This window comes from Dongia sp. P2_B8 (assembly GCF_056404715.1).
Genome location: NZ_JBFUDM010000003.1, coordinates 882,940 through 898,284 on the forward strand (window position 1 = coordinate 882,940; position 15,345 = coordinate 898,284).

The 15,345-nt window shown below is 62.9% G+C and carries 13 protein-coding genes; 10 read left to right on the forward strand and 3 right to left on the reverse strand.

Annotation, left to right across the window (positions count from 1 at the left end; genetic code table 11):
- Positions 1 to 80 precede the first annotated feature (80 nt).
- The 5 genes from AC1DWZ_RS11705 (at position 81) to AC1DWZ_RS11725 (ending at position 6,526) form a co-directional block, all read left to right on the forward strand.
- Positions 81 to 1,055, forward strand: coding sequence for a FecR family protein (locus AC1DWZ_RS11705; protein WP_477169067.1), 975 nt, complete (start codon positions 81 to 83; stop codon positions 1,053 to 1,055).
- Positions 1,056 to 1,194: 139 nt separating this feature from the next.
- On the forward strand, positions 1,195 to 3,684 hold the full coding sequence (locus AC1DWZ_RS11710) for a TonB-dependent siderophore receptor (protein WP_477169068.1): 2,490 nt from the start codon (positions 1,195 to 1,197) through the stop codon (positions 3,682 to 3,684).
- 212 nt (positions 3,685 to 3,896) lie between these two features.
- Positions 3,897 to 4,673 (forward strand): FadR/GntR family transcriptional regulator, encoded by a 777-nt coding sequence (locus AC1DWZ_RS11715; protein ID WP_477169069.1) that lies wholly within the window; start codon positions 3,897 to 3,899, stop codon positions 4,671 to 4,673.
- Positions 4,674 to 4,767: 94 nt separating this feature from the next.
- Positions 4,768 to 5,754, forward strand: coding sequence for a D-erythronate dehydrogenase (denD, locus tag AC1DWZ_RS11720; protein WP_477169070.1), 987 nt, complete (start codon positions 4,768 to 4,770; stop codon positions 5,752 to 5,754).
- A 19-nt stretch (positions 5,755 to 5,773) separates the two neighbouring features.
- On the forward strand, positions 5,774 to 6,526 hold the full coding sequence (locus AC1DWZ_RS11725; RefSeq protein WP_477169071.1) for an SDR family oxidoreductase: 753 nt from the start codon (positions 5,774 to 5,776) through the stop codon (positions 6,524 to 6,526).
- 2 nt (positions 6,527 to 6,528) lie between these two features.
- Here AC1DWZ_RS11725 and otnI read toward each other — a convergent pair whose 3' ends face one another.
- Positions 6,529 to 7,299 (reverse strand): 2-oxo-tetronate isomerase, encoded by a 771-nt coding sequence (otnI, locus tag AC1DWZ_RS11730; protein ID WP_477169072.1) that lies wholly within the window; start codon positions 7,297 to 7,299, stop codon positions 6,529 to 6,531.
- A gap of 10 nt (positions 7,300 to 7,309) precedes the next feature.
- Positions 7,310 to 8,302 (reverse strand): L-threonate dehydrogenase, encoded by a 993-nt coding sequence (ltnD, locus tag AC1DWZ_RS11735; RefSeq protein ID WP_477169495.1) that lies wholly within the window; start codon positions 8,300 to 8,302, stop codon positions 7,310 to 7,312.
- 29 nt (positions 8,303 to 8,331) lie between these two features.
- On the opposite strand from ltnD, the gene AC1DWZ_RS11740 reads away from it, so the two are divergent.
- The 3 genes from AC1DWZ_RS11740 to otnC are packed head-to-tail and all read left to right on the forward strand — an operon-like array spanning position 8,332 to position 11,309.
- Positions 8,332 to 9,360, forward strand: a complete 1,029-nt coding sequence (locus tag AC1DWZ_RS11740; protein WP_477169073.1) for a LacI family DNA-binding transcriptional regulator — start codon at positions 8,332 to 8,334, stop codon at positions 9,358 to 9,360.
- A 36-nt stretch (positions 9,361 to 9,396) separates the two neighbouring features.
- Entirely contained in the window at positions 9,397 to 10,665 is a 1,269-nt protein-coding gene (otnK, locus tag AC1DWZ_RS11745; protein ID WP_477169074.1) for a 3-oxo-tetronate kinase, read from the forward strand.
- Positions 10,662 to 11,309: a 3-oxo-tetronate 4-phosphate decarboxylase gene (otnC, locus tag AC1DWZ_RS11750; RefSeq protein ID WP_477169075.1), complete on the forward strand. Its 648-nt coding sequence runs from the start codon at positions 10,662 to 10,664 to the stop codon at positions 11,307 to 11,309. Before otnK ends, otnC begins: the two co-directional genes overlap by 4 nt.
- A 21-nt stretch (positions 11,310 to 11,330) precedes the next feature.
- On the opposite strand, the gene qhpR is transcribed toward otnC, so the two are convergent.
- Positions 11,331 to 12,398, reverse strand: coding sequence for an AraC-like transcriptional regulator QhpR (gene qhpR / locus AC1DWZ_RS11755; RefSeq protein ID WP_477169076.1), 1,068 nt, complete (start codon positions 12,396 to 12,398; stop codon positions 11,331 to 11,333).
- A gap of 213 nt (positions 12,399 to 12,611) precedes the next feature.
- Here qhpR and AC1DWZ_RS11760 point away from each other — a divergent pair, with 213 nt between their 5' ends.
- Positions 12,612 to 14,915, forward strand: a complete 2,304-nt coding sequence (locus tag AC1DWZ_RS11760) for a propanediol/glycerol family dehydratase large subunit (RefSeq protein WP_477169077.1) — start codon at positions 12,612 to 12,614, stop codon at positions 14,913 to 14,915.
- Positions 14,915 to 15,340, forward strand: coding sequence for a diol dehydratase small subunit (locus AC1DWZ_RS11765; protein ID WP_477169078.1), 426 nt, complete (start codon positions 14,915 to 14,917; stop codon positions 15,338 to 15,340). Before AC1DWZ_RS11760 ends, AC1DWZ_RS11765 begins: the two co-directional genes overlap by 1 nt.
- Positions 15,341 to 15,345 lie beyond the last annotated feature (5 nt).

Below are 15,345 nucleotides of genomic sequence, written 5' to 3' on the forward strand. Positions count from 1 at the left end.
GGTCCGATGATGGGGTCCGGTTCAAGAACCGGCGGCCTCAATCGTCTAGAATTCAAGAACAGGGTTTCGGAGTAGCGCCGTTGCGTGAGAGTGAAGATCAGGTCTGGATGGAGGCGTTCGACTGGGTGGTCGAGCTCGACCGTGCTCCCCATGATCCGGCCATCAGGGCCGGATTCCAGGCATGGCTGGCGCGCCAGGAGAGGCACGCCACGATTTTCGACGAAGTCCGCAAGGTCTGGGCAGCGGCCCCGCATCTGTCACCTGCCCTTGGTCCCCAATGGCAGCAGCACAGCGGCAGCAACGTGACAATGATGTCACCGCGCCGGCCGGCGGTCAGCCGGCGCCAATGGCTGGCTGGTGCTGCCGCGGCCGGGATTGCGGCAGCCCTTGTGGCCGGCAGCCTGATCGATTTCCAGGCGGATCATGCGACTGGCACAGGCGAGCGCAAGGACGTCGCTCTGGCCGATGGCAGCGAGATACAACTCGACACCGATTCAGCCATCCGCATTGCCTTCGGGCCACATCGGCGCGAGATCGTGCTGCTGCGCGGGCGTGCCTTCTTTGCCGTGGCAAAAGATCCGCAACGACCCTTTACCGTGACCGCAGGCAGTGCGCAGGCCCGGGCGCTTGGCACCCGTTTTGATGTTCGGCGCGATGACAGCCAAGTGGCGGTTGCGGTCGAGGAGGGGCTGGTCGCTGTCACCCTCGACGGGCACAACCTCCTGCAGCGCGCGGCCTTGAGCGGCGGCGAGGCGCTGGTTGTCAATCTGTCGAGCGGTGTCGCACATGAGACGCGCATGCCTCCCGAGACGATGGCCGCCTGGCGCGAAGATCGGCTGGTGGTCGATGGCTGGTGTGTTGCCGACGTGCTGGACGAGCTTGGCCGCTATCATCGGGGCATCATCCTGTTGCGTGACGCAGCCCTTGGCGCGCGCCTGGTCAGTGGCGTCTACGATTTGCGCCGGCCGATCGAAGCGTTGCATGCCGTTGCCGAGGCGCAAGGCGGCCACGTCACCGAGATCAGCCCCTGGTTCCTGGTGATCTCCGCCGGCTGATCAGCCCTGCGCGGGCTCCCCCAAAAGCCGGCTTCAAAAAAGCCGGTTCAAACTTCCTCCCCGTCATTCGTCAGCTTAGTAACATATGAGAATGCATATTATTCGCATATGAATTGGGGATATATTTGGGGGAAGTTCGATGCGTGACGGGAGAGCGGGCCGGTTGGGGCCAAGATCAGGGTTGGGGCTGTTTGGCGGGGTGGCCGCGACCATGGGGCTGGTCGTCCTGGCGGCGCGTCCGCTGCATGCGGAGGATTGGATTTCGCGGCTCAGCGACCTGGAGGCAGGTGCTGCCCCCCATTTCGATGCGCTGGGGACGCAGGTGGCGCAGGCGGGTGGCGAGGTGCCGTTCGACATCCCGGCGCAGACTTTGCCGGAGGCGCTGGCTGCCTTTGGCCGGCAATCCGGCTGGCAGATTTCCTATCCGCCCGAGATTGCCAACGGCCTGCGCTCGCAGACGGTGACGGGCGCGCTCGCGCCGAATGACGCGCTCACCCAATTGCTGGCCGGCACAGGCATTGTCTGGCGGCTGGTCGGCGAGCGCACCGTGGTGCTGGAGAAATCGCAGGCGGAGTCAGGCGAGACGACACTCAAGCCGCTGACGGTCGAGGGGCAGCGGGATGAGGAGACGGTATGGGGGCCGGTCGACGGCTATGTCGCCAAAAAGAGTGCGACGGCCACCAAGACCGACACGCCGCTCATCGAGACGCCGCAATCCATCTCGGTCATCAGCGCCGAACAATTGGCGGCACAAGGTGCCGGCAGCCTGGGCGAGGCGCTGCGCTATACGCCGGGCGTCCAGAGCGAACTCCTTGGCAACGATCTGCGCGGCTACGGCATTTTCATTCGCGGCTTCAACGCCAATTCGAGCAGCTTCTATCGCGACGGGCTCCAGCTCAAGGGAACGACCTATTCGGCCTTCCTGCCGCTCGATGTCTATGGCGCGGAGCGGCTGGAGGTGATGCGCGGGCCGGCCTCCGTGCTCTATGGCCAGAACAGCCCCGGCGGCATCATGAACTATGTCACCAAGCGGCCGACCGAGGAGCCGCTTCATGAGGTCGAGCTGGATGTCGGCACGTTCGACCGCTATCAGGGCAAATTCGATTTGAGCGGTCCGGTCGATGAAGAGGGGACCGTTCTCTATCGGCTGACCGGCCTTGCGCGCGACAGCGATACCCAGGTCGATTTTGTGAATGACGACCGCTACTTCATCGCCCCCGCAGTGACGTGGCGGCCGAACGGCGAGACCAGCTTGACCGTGCTCGGCTACTACCAGCATGACGATGCCGGCTGGGGTGTGCAGTTCCTGCCGACGCAGGGCACCATCAAAGACAGTCCCAACGGCGACATCCCGCGCCATACCTTCACCGGCGAGCCGGATTTCGATGAATATGTGCTCGATCAGTTTTCCATCGGCTATCTGTTCGAGCATGAAGTCGACGAGACCTTCACGGTCCGCCAGAATGCGCGTTATGCGCATTTGAAAAGCCATGCGCAGGAGGTCTATGGCTGGGGCCTGCTGGACGACGACACCCTCAATCGCTTTGGCGACGTAACGAAATCGGAACTCTCGACCGTCGCCGTCGACAACCAATTGCAGGCGAAGTTCGACACCGGACCTGTCGCGCATACGGTCCTGGCCGGCGTCGATTTTCAATATTACGATTTGAGCGATATCGGTATCTTCTACGAAGTCGCGCCGCTCGATCTCTACGATCCGCACTACGGCGCCGATCCTTTCAACGGCTCGGTCTATGACGACACCGACGCTACCTCGCGCCAGGTCGGCATCTATGCCCAGGAGCAGGCCAAGCTGTTCGACAGATTGGTGATCCAGCTGGGCGGCCGCTATGATTTCGCGAGGACCGAAGATACGGACAATCTGACCGACACCAAGACCACCACGTCGGACGAGGCCTTCACCGGCCGCGCCGGCCTAGTCTATCTGTTCGACAATGGCCTTGCACCCTATGCCAGCTATTCGGAATCCTTCGAGCCGGTGCTCGGCAGCGATGCCAACGGGCAGCCGTTCAAGGCGGAAGAGGGGCGGCAATATGAGGTCGGCGTCAAATTCCAGCCGGCGGAGTCGAACAGTTTCATCACCGTATCGGCATTCGACCTGGTGAAGCGGAACGTGCTGACGCAGGACCCGGCCAACGCCGTGGCCCAGGTCCAGACCGGCGAGGTCCGGTCGCGCGGCGTCGAGGTCCAGAGTGTCGCGAGTTTTGACTTCGGCCTCGACCTCACCGCCGCCTACACCTTCCTTGATGCCGAGATCACCAAGAGCAATGTGGATGGCGAGAAGGGCAACGCGCCCGCCCGGGTGGGCAAGCATTCGGCATCGCTTTGGGCCGACTATACGATCCCGGAAGGTGATTTGGAGGGCCTGGGCTTCGGTGCGGGCGTCCGCTATGTCGGCCCGTCAGCCGGCGACAATCAGGGCGATCTGAAGGTGCCCGGCTACACGCTGGCGGATGCCGCACTCCACTACCAGTGGAACGATTTCCGCCTCGCGGTCAATGCCACCAACATCTTCGACACGTCCTATGTCACCTCCTGCTCCGGCGAGAACTCCTGCTACTATGGAGAACGCCGCACGGTGATGGGCAGCCTCTCTTATCGCTGGTAGCAATCTGCCGGCGACCAGGCGCAGTGAGGCCGTAGGTCCTCGCTGCGCCTGACTCAAACGCCCATTAGGTCAGCAGTATAGACCATATTTTTCCCTGATTCCTGCGCTCCCCGGCCGCCTTGACAGCCCCACGCCCTGCCGACTAAATCTAACTGGTCTGGTTATTGGACCAGCAATACAGTTGTGATCCGAGGGTTTGGGGCACCTACAAGATGATGGCGCTGGATACGAACCGATTGCTTCTGGCGGAAGCCAAGGACCTGCGCCGCAGCCTGACCAAGCGCACGGCCAAGGACATCATCAGCGACAAGATCGCAGCCCTCATCGCCTCGGGCGTTCTCAACATCGACGATGAGTTGCCGAGCGAGCGCGAACTGGCGACGGCGCTCGATGTCAGCCGCGAAACAGTGCGTGGTGCCATCCAGATCCTGGCGGCGCGCGGCGTGGTGGAGGTGAGCCAGGGCGCCCGCACGCGCGTGATCAGCACGGATCTCCATGGCTTTCATGTCGGTGTCGCACAGCATGCGGTGATCAACAGCTACGATCTGGAAACAGTGCATGCGACGCGCCTGCTGATCGAGCGCCAGGTGGTCGAGGACGCAGCCGTTCACATCACCGACGAGGCGATCAACCGCCTTCATAATTCGCTGCGGGCACAGGCCGATTGCACCGACGACCCGGTCCAGTTCCTGATCTGCGACCGCGAGTTTCACGTCACCATCTATCGTGCTTGCGGCAACCCCTTGCTCGCGGACCTGGTGACTGACCTCTACACCTACATGATGGACTATCGCCGCCGTGTCATGTCGCAGCCCGGCGCCATCGCCAAGAGCTATCAGGAACATCAGGCGATCGTCGTAGCGCTTGAGCAGCACGACCCGGCGGCTGTCCTGCAGGCCTTTGGCCATCACCTCGAGCGCATCTATGTGACGACGCGGTCGATTCTTTCCGCGTCCGGAAAATCAACGAGCAGCAAAGCCGGGCGATAGCCGGGCCGTAAAGGTGCCGCCTGGAGAGGGGCGGGGAGCAGTCAACCGCCAGTCGATCAATCAGACCAACGACCATATAAGAGGTTCAATCTTCATGCATATTCTTATCATCGGCGCCGCCGGCATGGTTGGTCGCAAGCTGACCGACCGGCTGGTGAGCCAGGGCGGGCTTGGCGACAGCCCTCTCGACAAGCTGACGCTGGTCGATGTCATTTCCCCCAGCGCACCGGTGGGCTTCAATGGCGCGGTGGAGCTCCTCACCGCGGACCTGTCGCAGCCAGGCGAGGCCGTCAAGCTCGCAGCAAGCCGGCCCGATGTGATCTTCCATCTGGCCGCCATCGTCTCGGGCGAGGCGGAAGCCGATTTCGACAAGGGCTACCGCATCAACCTCGATGGCACGCGCTTCCTGTTCGAAGCCGTGCGGCTGGAAGGCGTCCGTGCGCCCTACAGACCGCGCCTGGTCTTTACCTCCTCGATCGCCGTGTTCGGCGCACCGTTTCCGGAGAAGATCGACGACACATTCTTGATGGCTCCCCTCACCAGCTATGGGACGCAGAAGGCGATCTGCGAATTGCTGCTATCCGACTATTCACGCCGTGGATTCTTCGATGGGATCGGCATCCGCCTGCCCACGATCTGCATCCGGCCGGGCAAGCCGAACAAGGCGGCGTCCGGCTTCTTCTCCAACATTCTCCGGGAGCCGCTCTCGGGGCAGGCGGCGATCCTGCCGGTCTCCGAAGACGTGCGCCATTGGCATGCCAGCCCGCGCGCGGCGGTCGGCTTTCTCCTGCACGCGACCACCATCGATATCGAACGCCTGGGCGCCCGGCGCAATCTCAGCCTGCCGGGCCTCTCTGCCACGGTCGGCGAGCAGATCGCGGCCTTGAAACGCGTCGGTGGGGAAAAAGCCGTCGGCCTCATCCGCCGCGAGCGCGACCCGATCATCGAAAAGATCGTTGCCGGCTGGCCCAGCGACTTCCAGCCGACGCGCGCTATGGCGCTGGGGTTCCATGCCGAAAGTTCCTTCGACGACATCATTCGCGTTCACATTGAAGATGAGCTCGGCGGAAAACTCGCCTGAGTGAAATGAGGATCCAGTCATGAGTATCAAGACAGCCATCGTTACCGGTGCCGGCACAGGTGTCGGCAAGGCCATCACCAAGGCCCTGCTGGCCGCGGGATTCAAGGTCGCCATGGTGGGGCGTCGCAAGGAAATGATCGACGCGGCCGCAAAAGACGTCGACCCGTCGGGCAGTAATGTCCTTGCTGTCCCGATAGATATCGGCGACCCAAAGGCCGTGGCTGCTTTGTTTGAGAAGGTGAAGGCGGCCTGGGGGCGGCTCGATCTCCTGGTCAACAATGCCGGCGTCGGCGCGCCGGCCATTCCGCTCGAGGAACTGACGCCGGAACATTGGAATTCGGTCGTTGCCTCCAACCTCAGCGGTGCCTTCTTCTGCACGCAGCAAGCCTTCAAGATGATGAAGGCACAAAAGCCGCATGGTGGCCGCATCATCAACAATGGCTCGGTGTCGGCTACCACGCCGCGGCCGAATTCATCGCCCTACACGGCGACCAAGCATGCGATCACCGGCCTCACCAAGGCGACGGCGCTCGATGGCCGGCCCTTCGATATCGCCTGCGGGCAGATCGATATCGGCAATGCCACCACTGAAATGACCGCCAAGATGGCGACCGGCGTGTTGCAGGCCGACGGTTCGACAGCGGTGGAACCCACCATCGACGTCAAACATATCGCCGATGCGGTGGCCTATATGGCGAGCCTGCCGCTCAACGCCAATGTGCTGACCATGACAGTGATGGCGACACAGATGCCGTTCGTCGGCCGCGGCTGATCTCAGCCGAAAGCACGCAGCCACCCAAGGCCGGCCAGCGTGCCGTTGGCCGGCCGGTACTCGCACCCCACATGGCCGGCATAGCCCAGCTCATCGAGTGCATGCAGCACCTTGAAATCATCCAACTCGCCCGTCCCCGGCTCATTGCGCGCCGGGACGGAGGCGATCTGCACATGGTCGATGAGGGGCATCAGTTTTGTCAGACCGGTCATGACATCGCCGTGGATGATCTGGCGGTGATAGATGTCGAATTGCAGCTTGAGATTGGGCAGCATTAGATCGGCGATGATGCCGGCGGCGAGATCGAAGTCGTCCAGAAAATAGCCTGGCATGTCGCGCTTATTGATCGGCTCGATCAGGACCGCAATGCCCTTTGGCGCGGTGCGACTGCTTAGCAATCTCAAGGCATCACAGTAGGTGGCGATGGCCGTTGGATCGGCCCGCGAGGCGAGGCCGGCCATCACGTGGAGGCGCGTGACCGACAGTGCTTCAGCATAGAGGAGGGCCTTGTCGATCGAGGCCAGGAATTCCGCGCGCCGGGCGGGCAGGGCCGCAAGTCCGCGGTCGCCGGCCGCCCAATCGCCCGGCGACAGGTTGAACAATACCTGCTGCAGCCCGTTCCGTTTCAGGCGCTCGGCGATGATTTCCGGGGCGTAATCATAGGGGAACAGATATTCGACCGTGGTAAAGCCGGCATCCGCCGCCGCCGCGAACCGGTCGAGGAAGTCCCATTCGTTGAACTGGAAGCTGAGATTGGCGGTAAAGGCCGGCATGAGAGGATCCTTAAGGCTGAGCTGGCAGGTCAAGCCCGGCGATCTTGGCATAGAGTCTCGCGACCGAGGCATCATCGTCGCGCCCCATGCCGGAAGCTGCCGTCATCAGGAACATCTGGAAGGCCTGTGCGGCGATCGGTGTCGGGAATTTCTGGTCACGCGACATGTCGGAGATGATGCCGAGATCCTTGGTGAAGATGTCGACGGCACTGCGCGGCGTATAGTCGCCCGTCAGCACATGCGGGATACGGTTCTCGAACATCCAGGAATTGCCGGCTGATCCGGTGATCACCTCATAGACCTTGGCGATGTCGAGATCGAGGCGTTGGGCGAAGGTGATCGCCTCGCAGGCTGCTGCGATATGGACGCCGGCCAGCAGCTGATTGATCATCTTGAAGGAAGCACCGGTGCCGGGCTTGTCACCCAGTTCATAGAGCTTGGCGGCCATGGCATCGAGCGCCGGCCGTGCCTTGGAAAAAGCTGCGGCACTGCCCGAGGCCAGGATGGTCAAGGCACCTTCGGCCGCCCGGTGGGCACCGCCGCTGATCGGGGCATCGAGATAGAGGAGGCCATGCGACGCCGCCTTTTCCGACAGATCCACGGCATCCTTGGGGCTCATCGTGGCGGAGGAGATGATGACGGCGCCCTTCCTGGCGGTTGCAGCCACACCATTCGGTCCAAAAAGGACGTCCCGGGTCTGCGCCGCATTGACCACCACGGTCACGATCATGTCGGCATTCTGTGCGGCGTCGGCCGGCGATCCTGCCGCCCGGCCACCATGCTCTTTGGCGAAGCGTTCGACCGCAGCTTTCTGCACATCCGCGCCAGCGACATCGAAGCCGGCCCGCGCCAGCGACGCCGCCATGCCAAAGCCCATCGAGCCCAGGCCGATCACGGCGATCCTGGTGCCATTTGGCTGTCGTGCTGCCATTTTATAACTCCCAGCCTGGACTTGCTTATTGTCTATGTTAGCGGTAACATTTCGATATATTATCTCGTCTATACCCGACTGGCAAGATGTGGGGCGACAGGATGGCGATTCGGAAGGCGCGAAAAGGGCAGACGGGCCCGGCGGTGACGCTGGCCGACGTCGCGCGCGAGGCGCGCGTGAGCAAGATCACGGTGTCACGCGTGGTGCGCAACAGCGGACCGATCGCTGACGACACGCGCGAACGCGTGACAGCAGCCATCCGCAAGGTCGGATATGTGCCCAATCGCGTGGCTGGCGCGCTGGCATCCGCCGGGTCGGACCTTATCGGCGTGATCATTCCCTCGCTCGACAATATCGTATTCCCCGACGTCCTCAACGGCATCCATGGCGTGGTGGCACCGCGTGGCTACCGCGCGATGGTGAGTGTCACCGACTACAACCTCGAAGCGGAATATCAATCGGTCTCTGCCCTGCTGTCCTGGCGGCCGGCCGCGGTCATCGTGACCGGGCTTGAGCACAAGCCGGAGACCACACATCTGCTCAAGGCCTGCGGCGTGCCGGTTGTCGAATTGATGGATATCGAAGGCACACCGATCGACATCGCGGTCGGCATGTCGCATCAGATGGCCGGGCGCGAAACGGCGGCACGCCTTGTTGCTGCCGGATATCGGCATATCGGCTATGTCGGCCATGACATGGAGCGCGACGTCCGCGCCAGCAAGCGCCGAGCGAGCTTCATGGCGGGTCTGTCGGACGCGGGGACCAGCCTGACCGGCGAGGTGATGGCGCCCGGCGCCTCATCGGTCCATGCGGGACGCGCGGGCCTTGCGCAGTTGCTGAATACCCATCCCAAGATCGATGCCGTCTATTTCTCGAATGACGACATGGCCATTGGCGGCGTGTTTCACTGCATGGGTGCAGGAATCGCCATGCCGGCGCAGCTCGCGATCATCGGCTTCAACGGATTGGATATAGGCCAGGAACTGCCGCAGCCGCTGACCACGATGCTGACGCGGCGACGCGAGATTGGTGCCATTGCCGGGCAATGTGTGCTGGACCGCCTGGCGGGTCTTGAGGCGCGGACGATTACCGATGTGCCGTTTGAGTTCATCAAGGGCAAGACGGCGTAGCCACGTTCAATTCATCTCCGATCACAGGATTTCCATATGCTGCTGGGCGCTGTTGCCGATGATCTGACTGGAGCCACCGACCTTGCCTTGACGCTCGCCCGGGGCGGCATGCGCACGGTGCAAATTGTGGGGGTTCCCAGCGCGCCGCTCGATCTGCCGGATGTCGATGCCGTGGTGCTCGCGCTGAAATCGCGCACCATTCCGGCGAAAGAGGCTGTTGCCATGTCCCGCAAGGCAGCCGAGATGCTGCGCGCGGCCGGAGCCCGCCAGATCATCTTCAAATACTGCTCCACCTTCGATTCGACGGCCGGTGGCAATATCGGACCTGTTGCCGATGCACTGCTCGATCAGCTGGGTGCGCCGCTCACCATCGCCTGTCCGGCCTTTCCCACCAACAAGCGCACGATCTATCAGGGACATCTGTTTGTGGGCGATCAACTGCTGTCCGACAGTCCGATGAAGGATCATCCGTTGACGCCGATGCGCGATCCCAATCTGGTCCGCGTTCTGGCGCAACAGACGGCGCATAAAGTGGGGTTGCTGCCCTATACCGTTGTGATCAAGGGAGCTGCTGCCATCAAAGCCGCCTACGTCCAGGCGATCGCGGATGGCGTGCGATATTTGATCGTTGATGCTCTCACCGATGAACATCTGATGAGCATCGGAGAAGCCTCGGCCGATCTTGGCTTGATCACCGGCGGGTCCGGCATCGCGCTCGGCCTGCCAGAGAATTTCCGTCGCCAGGGTCTGCTACCGGCGTCGTCGATGGGGGTCGATTTCCGGGCGCCGCGCGGTCGTTCGGTCATCCTTGCCGGGTCATGCTCGGCGATGACGCGCCAACAGGTGGCGACTGCCCAGGCGGCGGGAGTGCCCAGCTTCCGCATCGACCCGATGGCGATTGTCGAGGGCAAGCTGACCACTGCCGCATTGGTCGACTGGGTGCTGGCGCATGCCACAGACACGCAGCCCGCCCTGGTCTATTCCAGCGCCGATCCGGCTGAGGTGTTGGCGGTGCAGGATCGCCTTGGACGTCTGGAAGCGGGTGAAATGGTCGAAAGATTGCTGGGCGCGGTCGCTGCCGATCTGGCTGCGCGCGACTTCACCCGTTTCCTGGTGGCCGGTGGCGAAACGTCGGGCGCTGTTGTTGCGGCGCTGGGTGTGGACGCGCTGCGCATCGGGCCGGAGATCGACCCCGGCGTGCCCTGGACCACCAGCATTCACGGCCGCCCCTTGGCGCTGGCACTGAAGTCAGGCAATTTTGGCGCCGCGGATTTCTTCCTAAAGGCGTGGAAGGTGTTGTCATGAGTATCTCGACCCTATCTGAAGAAACCAAGCAGCGCGATGCGATTGCCAAGGTCGGCAAGTCGATCTTCGACCGCGGCCTTACCTTCGGATCGACCGGCAATATCAGTGTCAGGCTGGGAGACGGCAGCATCCTCGCGACACCCACCAATGTGTCGATGGGCGATCTTGATCCCGCGCGCCTGTCACATCTCAGTGCCAAGGGTGCGCATCTGGCCGGCGACAAGCCGACCAAGGAAGCCTTCCTGCATCAATGCGTCTATTGCGCCCGGGAGTCGGCTGGTGCTGTGGTGCATCTCCATTCAACCCATTCAGTTGCCGTCAGCATCCTTGCCGACGTGCAGCTGGACGATGTCCTGCCACCACTCACGGCCTATTATGTGATGCGTGTGGGGACCTTGCCGCTGGTACCCTATTATCCGCCGGGCGATGAAGCGTTGGCTGACGCCGTCACGGCGCGGATCGGCAAGGCACATGCCGTGCTGCTGGCCAATCATGGCCCGGTGGTCGCCGGCAAGACGCTGGCTGACGCCCAATATGCGACGGAGGAACTGGAAGAGACCGCGAAGCTCTATCTGATGCTGCGTGGCCAGGCGACCCGGCCGTTGACATCAGAGCAGGTCGCTGTGTTGAAGGCACGGTTCTAAGGATGGCTTCTCGGCGCCGGGCTAGTGGCGCAGGAGGCCGCTGCGATAGGCGCGGGGGCTGGCGCCGGCCCAGCGGGTGAAGGCCCGCGTGAAGGCGGAAAGTTCGGAATAGCCCAGCAGCAGAGCGATCTCGCTCAGCGGCAGCTGGCTCTGCTGCAGATAATGGCGCGCAAGGTCATAGCGGGTGGTGTCTACTGCCTCGCGGAAGCCAAGGCCGGCATCGGCCAGCGCGCGCTGAATGGCGGCCGGCGACAGGCGCAGGCTATGGGCGATCTGTTCCAAGGTGGGCGCCCCCTCGGTGAGGCGCAGGCGGACGGCGTGCCGGACCCGGTCGATGAGCGATTCTGCCTGATCGCGCGAGCCTAAGGATTCAAGGCAGGTCTGCATCATGGTGAGGAGCTTGAGATCGCGCCCCGGCATGGGCCGTTCGAGGAGGATGGCGTCAAAGATTATGGCGTTGGTAGCGCAGCCGAAGAAGACGGGTGCACCGAAAGCCATCTCATGCTGCCGCCATTCGGCTGGACGGGGATGTTCGAACTGGATTTCCAGGGGTGACCAATGACGGCCGCAGGCTTCGCGGATGATGTTGGTGAACTGGCCCAAAGACAGTTCCGCATCCTGCCGCCGCGCGATGATGGCGGGCGATAGGATCTGGTATTCCAGGCGCATGCGGCCATCGGCATCGCGCTTCAGGTGCATGGCGGACGAACTCTGCTGATAGCGGAACAGGCCGACCAAATTCTGCAAGGCGCTGCCAAGGGTCGGGGAAGAGAGGCAGGCATAGCCCCACATGCCGAGATCACGCGGCGCAAATTGCTGGCCGAACCAGAGACCGAAATTGCCGCGCCCGGTCTGCTTGGCTGCCTCCTCGAACAGGCCGCAATAGGCGGCGAGGCGCAGCTGCAAGGTGGGCGCCGTGGTCATTTCCGGGGCGATGCCGCAATTGCCGAAGATGGAATCGACGTCGCCGCCCTGTGCTTCGATGAAATCGACCAGACCTGCCGCTGCTGCCGCCAAAACAACGGGCGCGGCCGCGGCGCCGCTGCTGGCGGCGCCTGCGAAGAGTGGCTGTCGTCCGGGATGGATCATCGAAGACCGTCCTTACAAGCCGTCTGCTGCGAGATTTGGGTCAGGAATGATGGCATGATGGTGCCGATGCTGCAAGGCAGCATAACCGTCCTGTCAAAACCGGCGGCTTTTCGGTCAAGCGGTCCCGCGACCGGCGGTCTAATCTCCCGCTAAACTCGCATAAGATTGGGTTCTTCAACGTGCCGAGTTCTTCAAAAGTGTTGGGAGTGGGTGATGAGCGACCGACCGCAGCCGAGCGCCAATCCCAGCATTGACGCCGGGGCAAACCGCTGGCGCCGTTTCGCCGATTGGGACGAGCGGCCGCTGCGCCTCGACCGTTTCGCGGTGGAAGATCCGGAAAATGGTTTCTCGGCCTTCAAGGGCGCCAAAGATCCGAAGCCGGGCCTGACGATGGCGGGCGGCAAGGTCGCCAGCATGGACGGCGTGTCTGCGGCCGATTTCGACATGATCGATCATTTCATCGCCCATCATCACCTCGACCTCGACCTGGCGGCGGAAGCGATGGTGGTCCCCTCGGCGGAGATCGCGCGCATGCTGGTCGACATCACCGTGCCAAGGGAAGAGCTGGCGCGTTTGGCACATGGCCTGACGCCGGCGAAACTTGCCGAGGTGGTGGCGCAGCTTTCCGCCATCGAGCTCGCCTTTGCCTTCTCCAAGATGCGCACGCGGAAGACGCCGGGCAATCAGGGCCATGTGACTAATGCCAAGGACGATCCGCTGCAATTGGCGGCGGATGCGGCGACGGCGGTCGCGTTCGGCTTCGACGAGGTCGAGACCACCATGCGTGTGGCGCGCAACGCTTGGTCGAATGCCTTGGCTTGCGCTGTGGGTGCCGCAGTCGGCCGCTGGGGCACCCTGTTCCAATGTTCCAGCGAGGAAGCGGAAGAACTGCAGATCGGCATGGCGGGGTTCACCTCCTATGCCGAGACGGTTTCGGTATACGGGACGGAACGTGCCTTCACCGATGGCGATGATACGCCCTGGTCAAAGGCATTCCTGGCCGCGGCCTATGCGTCGCGCGGCATCAAGATGCGGTGTACGTCGGGGGCAGCGTCGGAATTGCTGATGGGGTTCCATGAATCGAAATCGCTGCTTTATCTGGAGGCGCGGTGCCTGTGCCTGCAGCGGGCGATGGGTGTCCAGGGGACGCAGAATGGCGGCATCGATGGTGCGCCCTTGGCCTCGACCATGCCGGGCGGTGTCCGCGAGCTGATGGCGGAAAATCTGATCGCCGTCTGGCTGGATCTCGAATGCGCCACGGGCAACGATGCGCGGCATTCGGAATCGGAAATCCGCGTCGGCGCCAAGATCCTGCCCTTTCTCATCGCCGGGTCGGATTTCATCTGTTCCGGCATGGGGTCGATCCTGAAATATGACAATTCCTTCAACCCCTCCTCGTTCAATGGCGAAGAGATGGAGGATTTCCTGGTCCTGCAGCGCGATTTCGATGCCGATGGCGGCTTGACCTCGGTGGGGGAGGCTGCAGCACTCGATTTGCGCAAGCGCGCCATCGAGGCGCTCTCCGCCGTGTTCGCCGAACTGGAACTGGGCGCGCCCACGGAAGCGATGAAACGCAGTGTTGCCGTGGCGTCCGGTTCCAACGACACCGACAGCTATCTGCCGCGCGACGTTGCCTTCATCAGCGACAAGATCAAGGAGCGCGGCATCAATGTTCTGGACGTGATCAAGGCGTTGGCGGTCCGCGGTTTCCGCGAGGAGGCGCAGAATTTGCTCAATGTCGTACGACTGCGCGTGTCGGGCGATTATCTGCAGACGGCGGCGATCGTGCGCAAGGGCCATGTCATCAGTGCTGTCAACGATCCCAACGACTATGGCGGTCCCGGCACCGGCTATCGGTTGAGCGAAAGCCGCCGCCAGGAACTGGCCGCCATCCGCGATGTGCTGACGCGCGAGGAAGTGCTCCGCACCGAAGCGACTTTCGCCAGTGGCGAGAACAAGCTCATCCGCTATAAGGCGCTGGGCGAGGCGGCCGTGACCGGCCCGCGCAACGAGATCGTGATCGGTGTCAGTCCGGCCTTCGGCCTCAAATTGTTCCGGACACTCGCCGGCCACGCGCTCTCTGCCGTGCTGCGGGCCTTGAGCGACGGTATTGCCGCCAAGGGCGGCGTTGCGCGCATCGTGCGCATGCGCCATACCGCCGATACGTCGTTCCTGGGGCTGAGTGCGGCGCGTCTTGCGGGATCGGGCGTCGGTATCGGTTTGCAGGCGAAGGGAACGGCGGTCATTCACCAAGCCGACCGGCTGCCGCACCACAATCTGGAACTGTTCTCCAACGCGCCCATTACCTCGCTCAGTCATTACCGCAGCCTCGGCGAGAATGCCGCCACCTATGCCAAGGGCGAGATGCCGGAGCCGGTCGTGGTCCCCACCGAAGGCAAGGCCATGGGCGCCCGCTATCACGCCCAGGTGGCTCTTATCTATGCCATCGAGACTTCACTGACTGAGGATGGGGCCAAGCCCGAGGATATCGAGATCGCCTTCCTGGAGGCACATTAATGGCACGCATCAACGGCATCGCCGACTATCCCTTGGCAGAGAACCGCCCGGATCTGGTGAAGACCGCGCGCGGCAAGGCGCTGGAGGATCTGACCCTGAAGGCTGTCGAGGCGGGGGATGTGACGCTGGAGGATTTGCGCATCACGCCACAGGCACTGCAGGACCAGGCGCGGATTTCGGAACTGGCTGGCCGCCCGACGCTCGCCCGCAATTTCGAACGCGCTGCCGAGATCGTCGATGTGCCGCAGGAGTTCGTGCTGAAAGTCTATGAACTGTTGCGGCCTGGGCGGGCAAAGGCCAAGGGCGATCTGCTCGCGGCAGCCAAGACATTGCGCGACACATACGGTGCCACCAAGATGGCCGACTTTGTCGAGGAAGCTGCGGAAGTCTACGAACGTCGAGGGCTGTTTACGTATCGGTTTTGAGTTGG

Bases quoted from the DNA above. Each gene is read 5' to 3' on its own strand.
- AC1DWZ_RS11710 (WP_477169068.1), top strand. From the start codon at position 1,195: ATGCGTGACGGGAGAGCGGGCCGGTTGGGGCCAAGATCAGGGTTGGGG.
- AC1DWZ_RS11715 (WP_477169069.1), top strand. From the start codon at position 3,897: ATGATGGCGCTGGATACGAACCGATTGCTTCTGGCGGAAGCCAAGGAC.
- denD (WP_477169070.1), top strand. From the start codon at position 4,768: ATGCATATTCTTATCATCGGCGCCGCCGGCATGGTTGGTCGCAAGCTG.
- AC1DWZ_RS11725 (WP_477169071.1), top strand. From the start codon at position 5,774: ATGAGTATCAAGACAGCCATCGTTACCGGTGCCGGCACAGGTGTCGGC.
- otnI (WP_477169072.1), bottom strand. From the start codon at position 7,299: ATGCCGGCCTTTACCGCCAATCTCAGCTTCCAGTTCAACGAATGGGAC.
- AC1DWZ_RS11740 (WP_477169073.1), top strand. From the start codon at position 8,332: ATGGCGATTCGGAAGGCGCGAAAAGGGCAGACGGGCCCGGCGGTGACG.
- otnK (WP_477169074.1), top strand. From the start codon at position 9,397: ATGCTGCTGGGCGCTGTTGCCGATGATCTGACTGGAGCCACCGACCTT.
- otnC (WP_477169075.1), top strand. From the start codon at position 10,662: ATGAGTATCTCGACCCTATCTGAAGAAACCAAGCAGCGCGATGCGATT.
- qhpR (WP_477169076.1), bottom strand. From the start codon at position 12,398: ATGATCCATCCCGGACGACAGCCACTCTTCGCAGGCGCCGCCAGCAGC.
- AC1DWZ_RS11760 (WP_477169077.1), top strand. From the start codon at position 12,612: ATGAGCGACCGACCGCAGCCGAGCGCCAATCCCAGCATTGACGCCGGG.
- AC1DWZ_RS11765 (WP_477169078.1), top strand. From the start codon at position 14,915: ATGGCACGCATCAACGGCATCGCCGACTATCCCTTGGCAGAGAACCGC.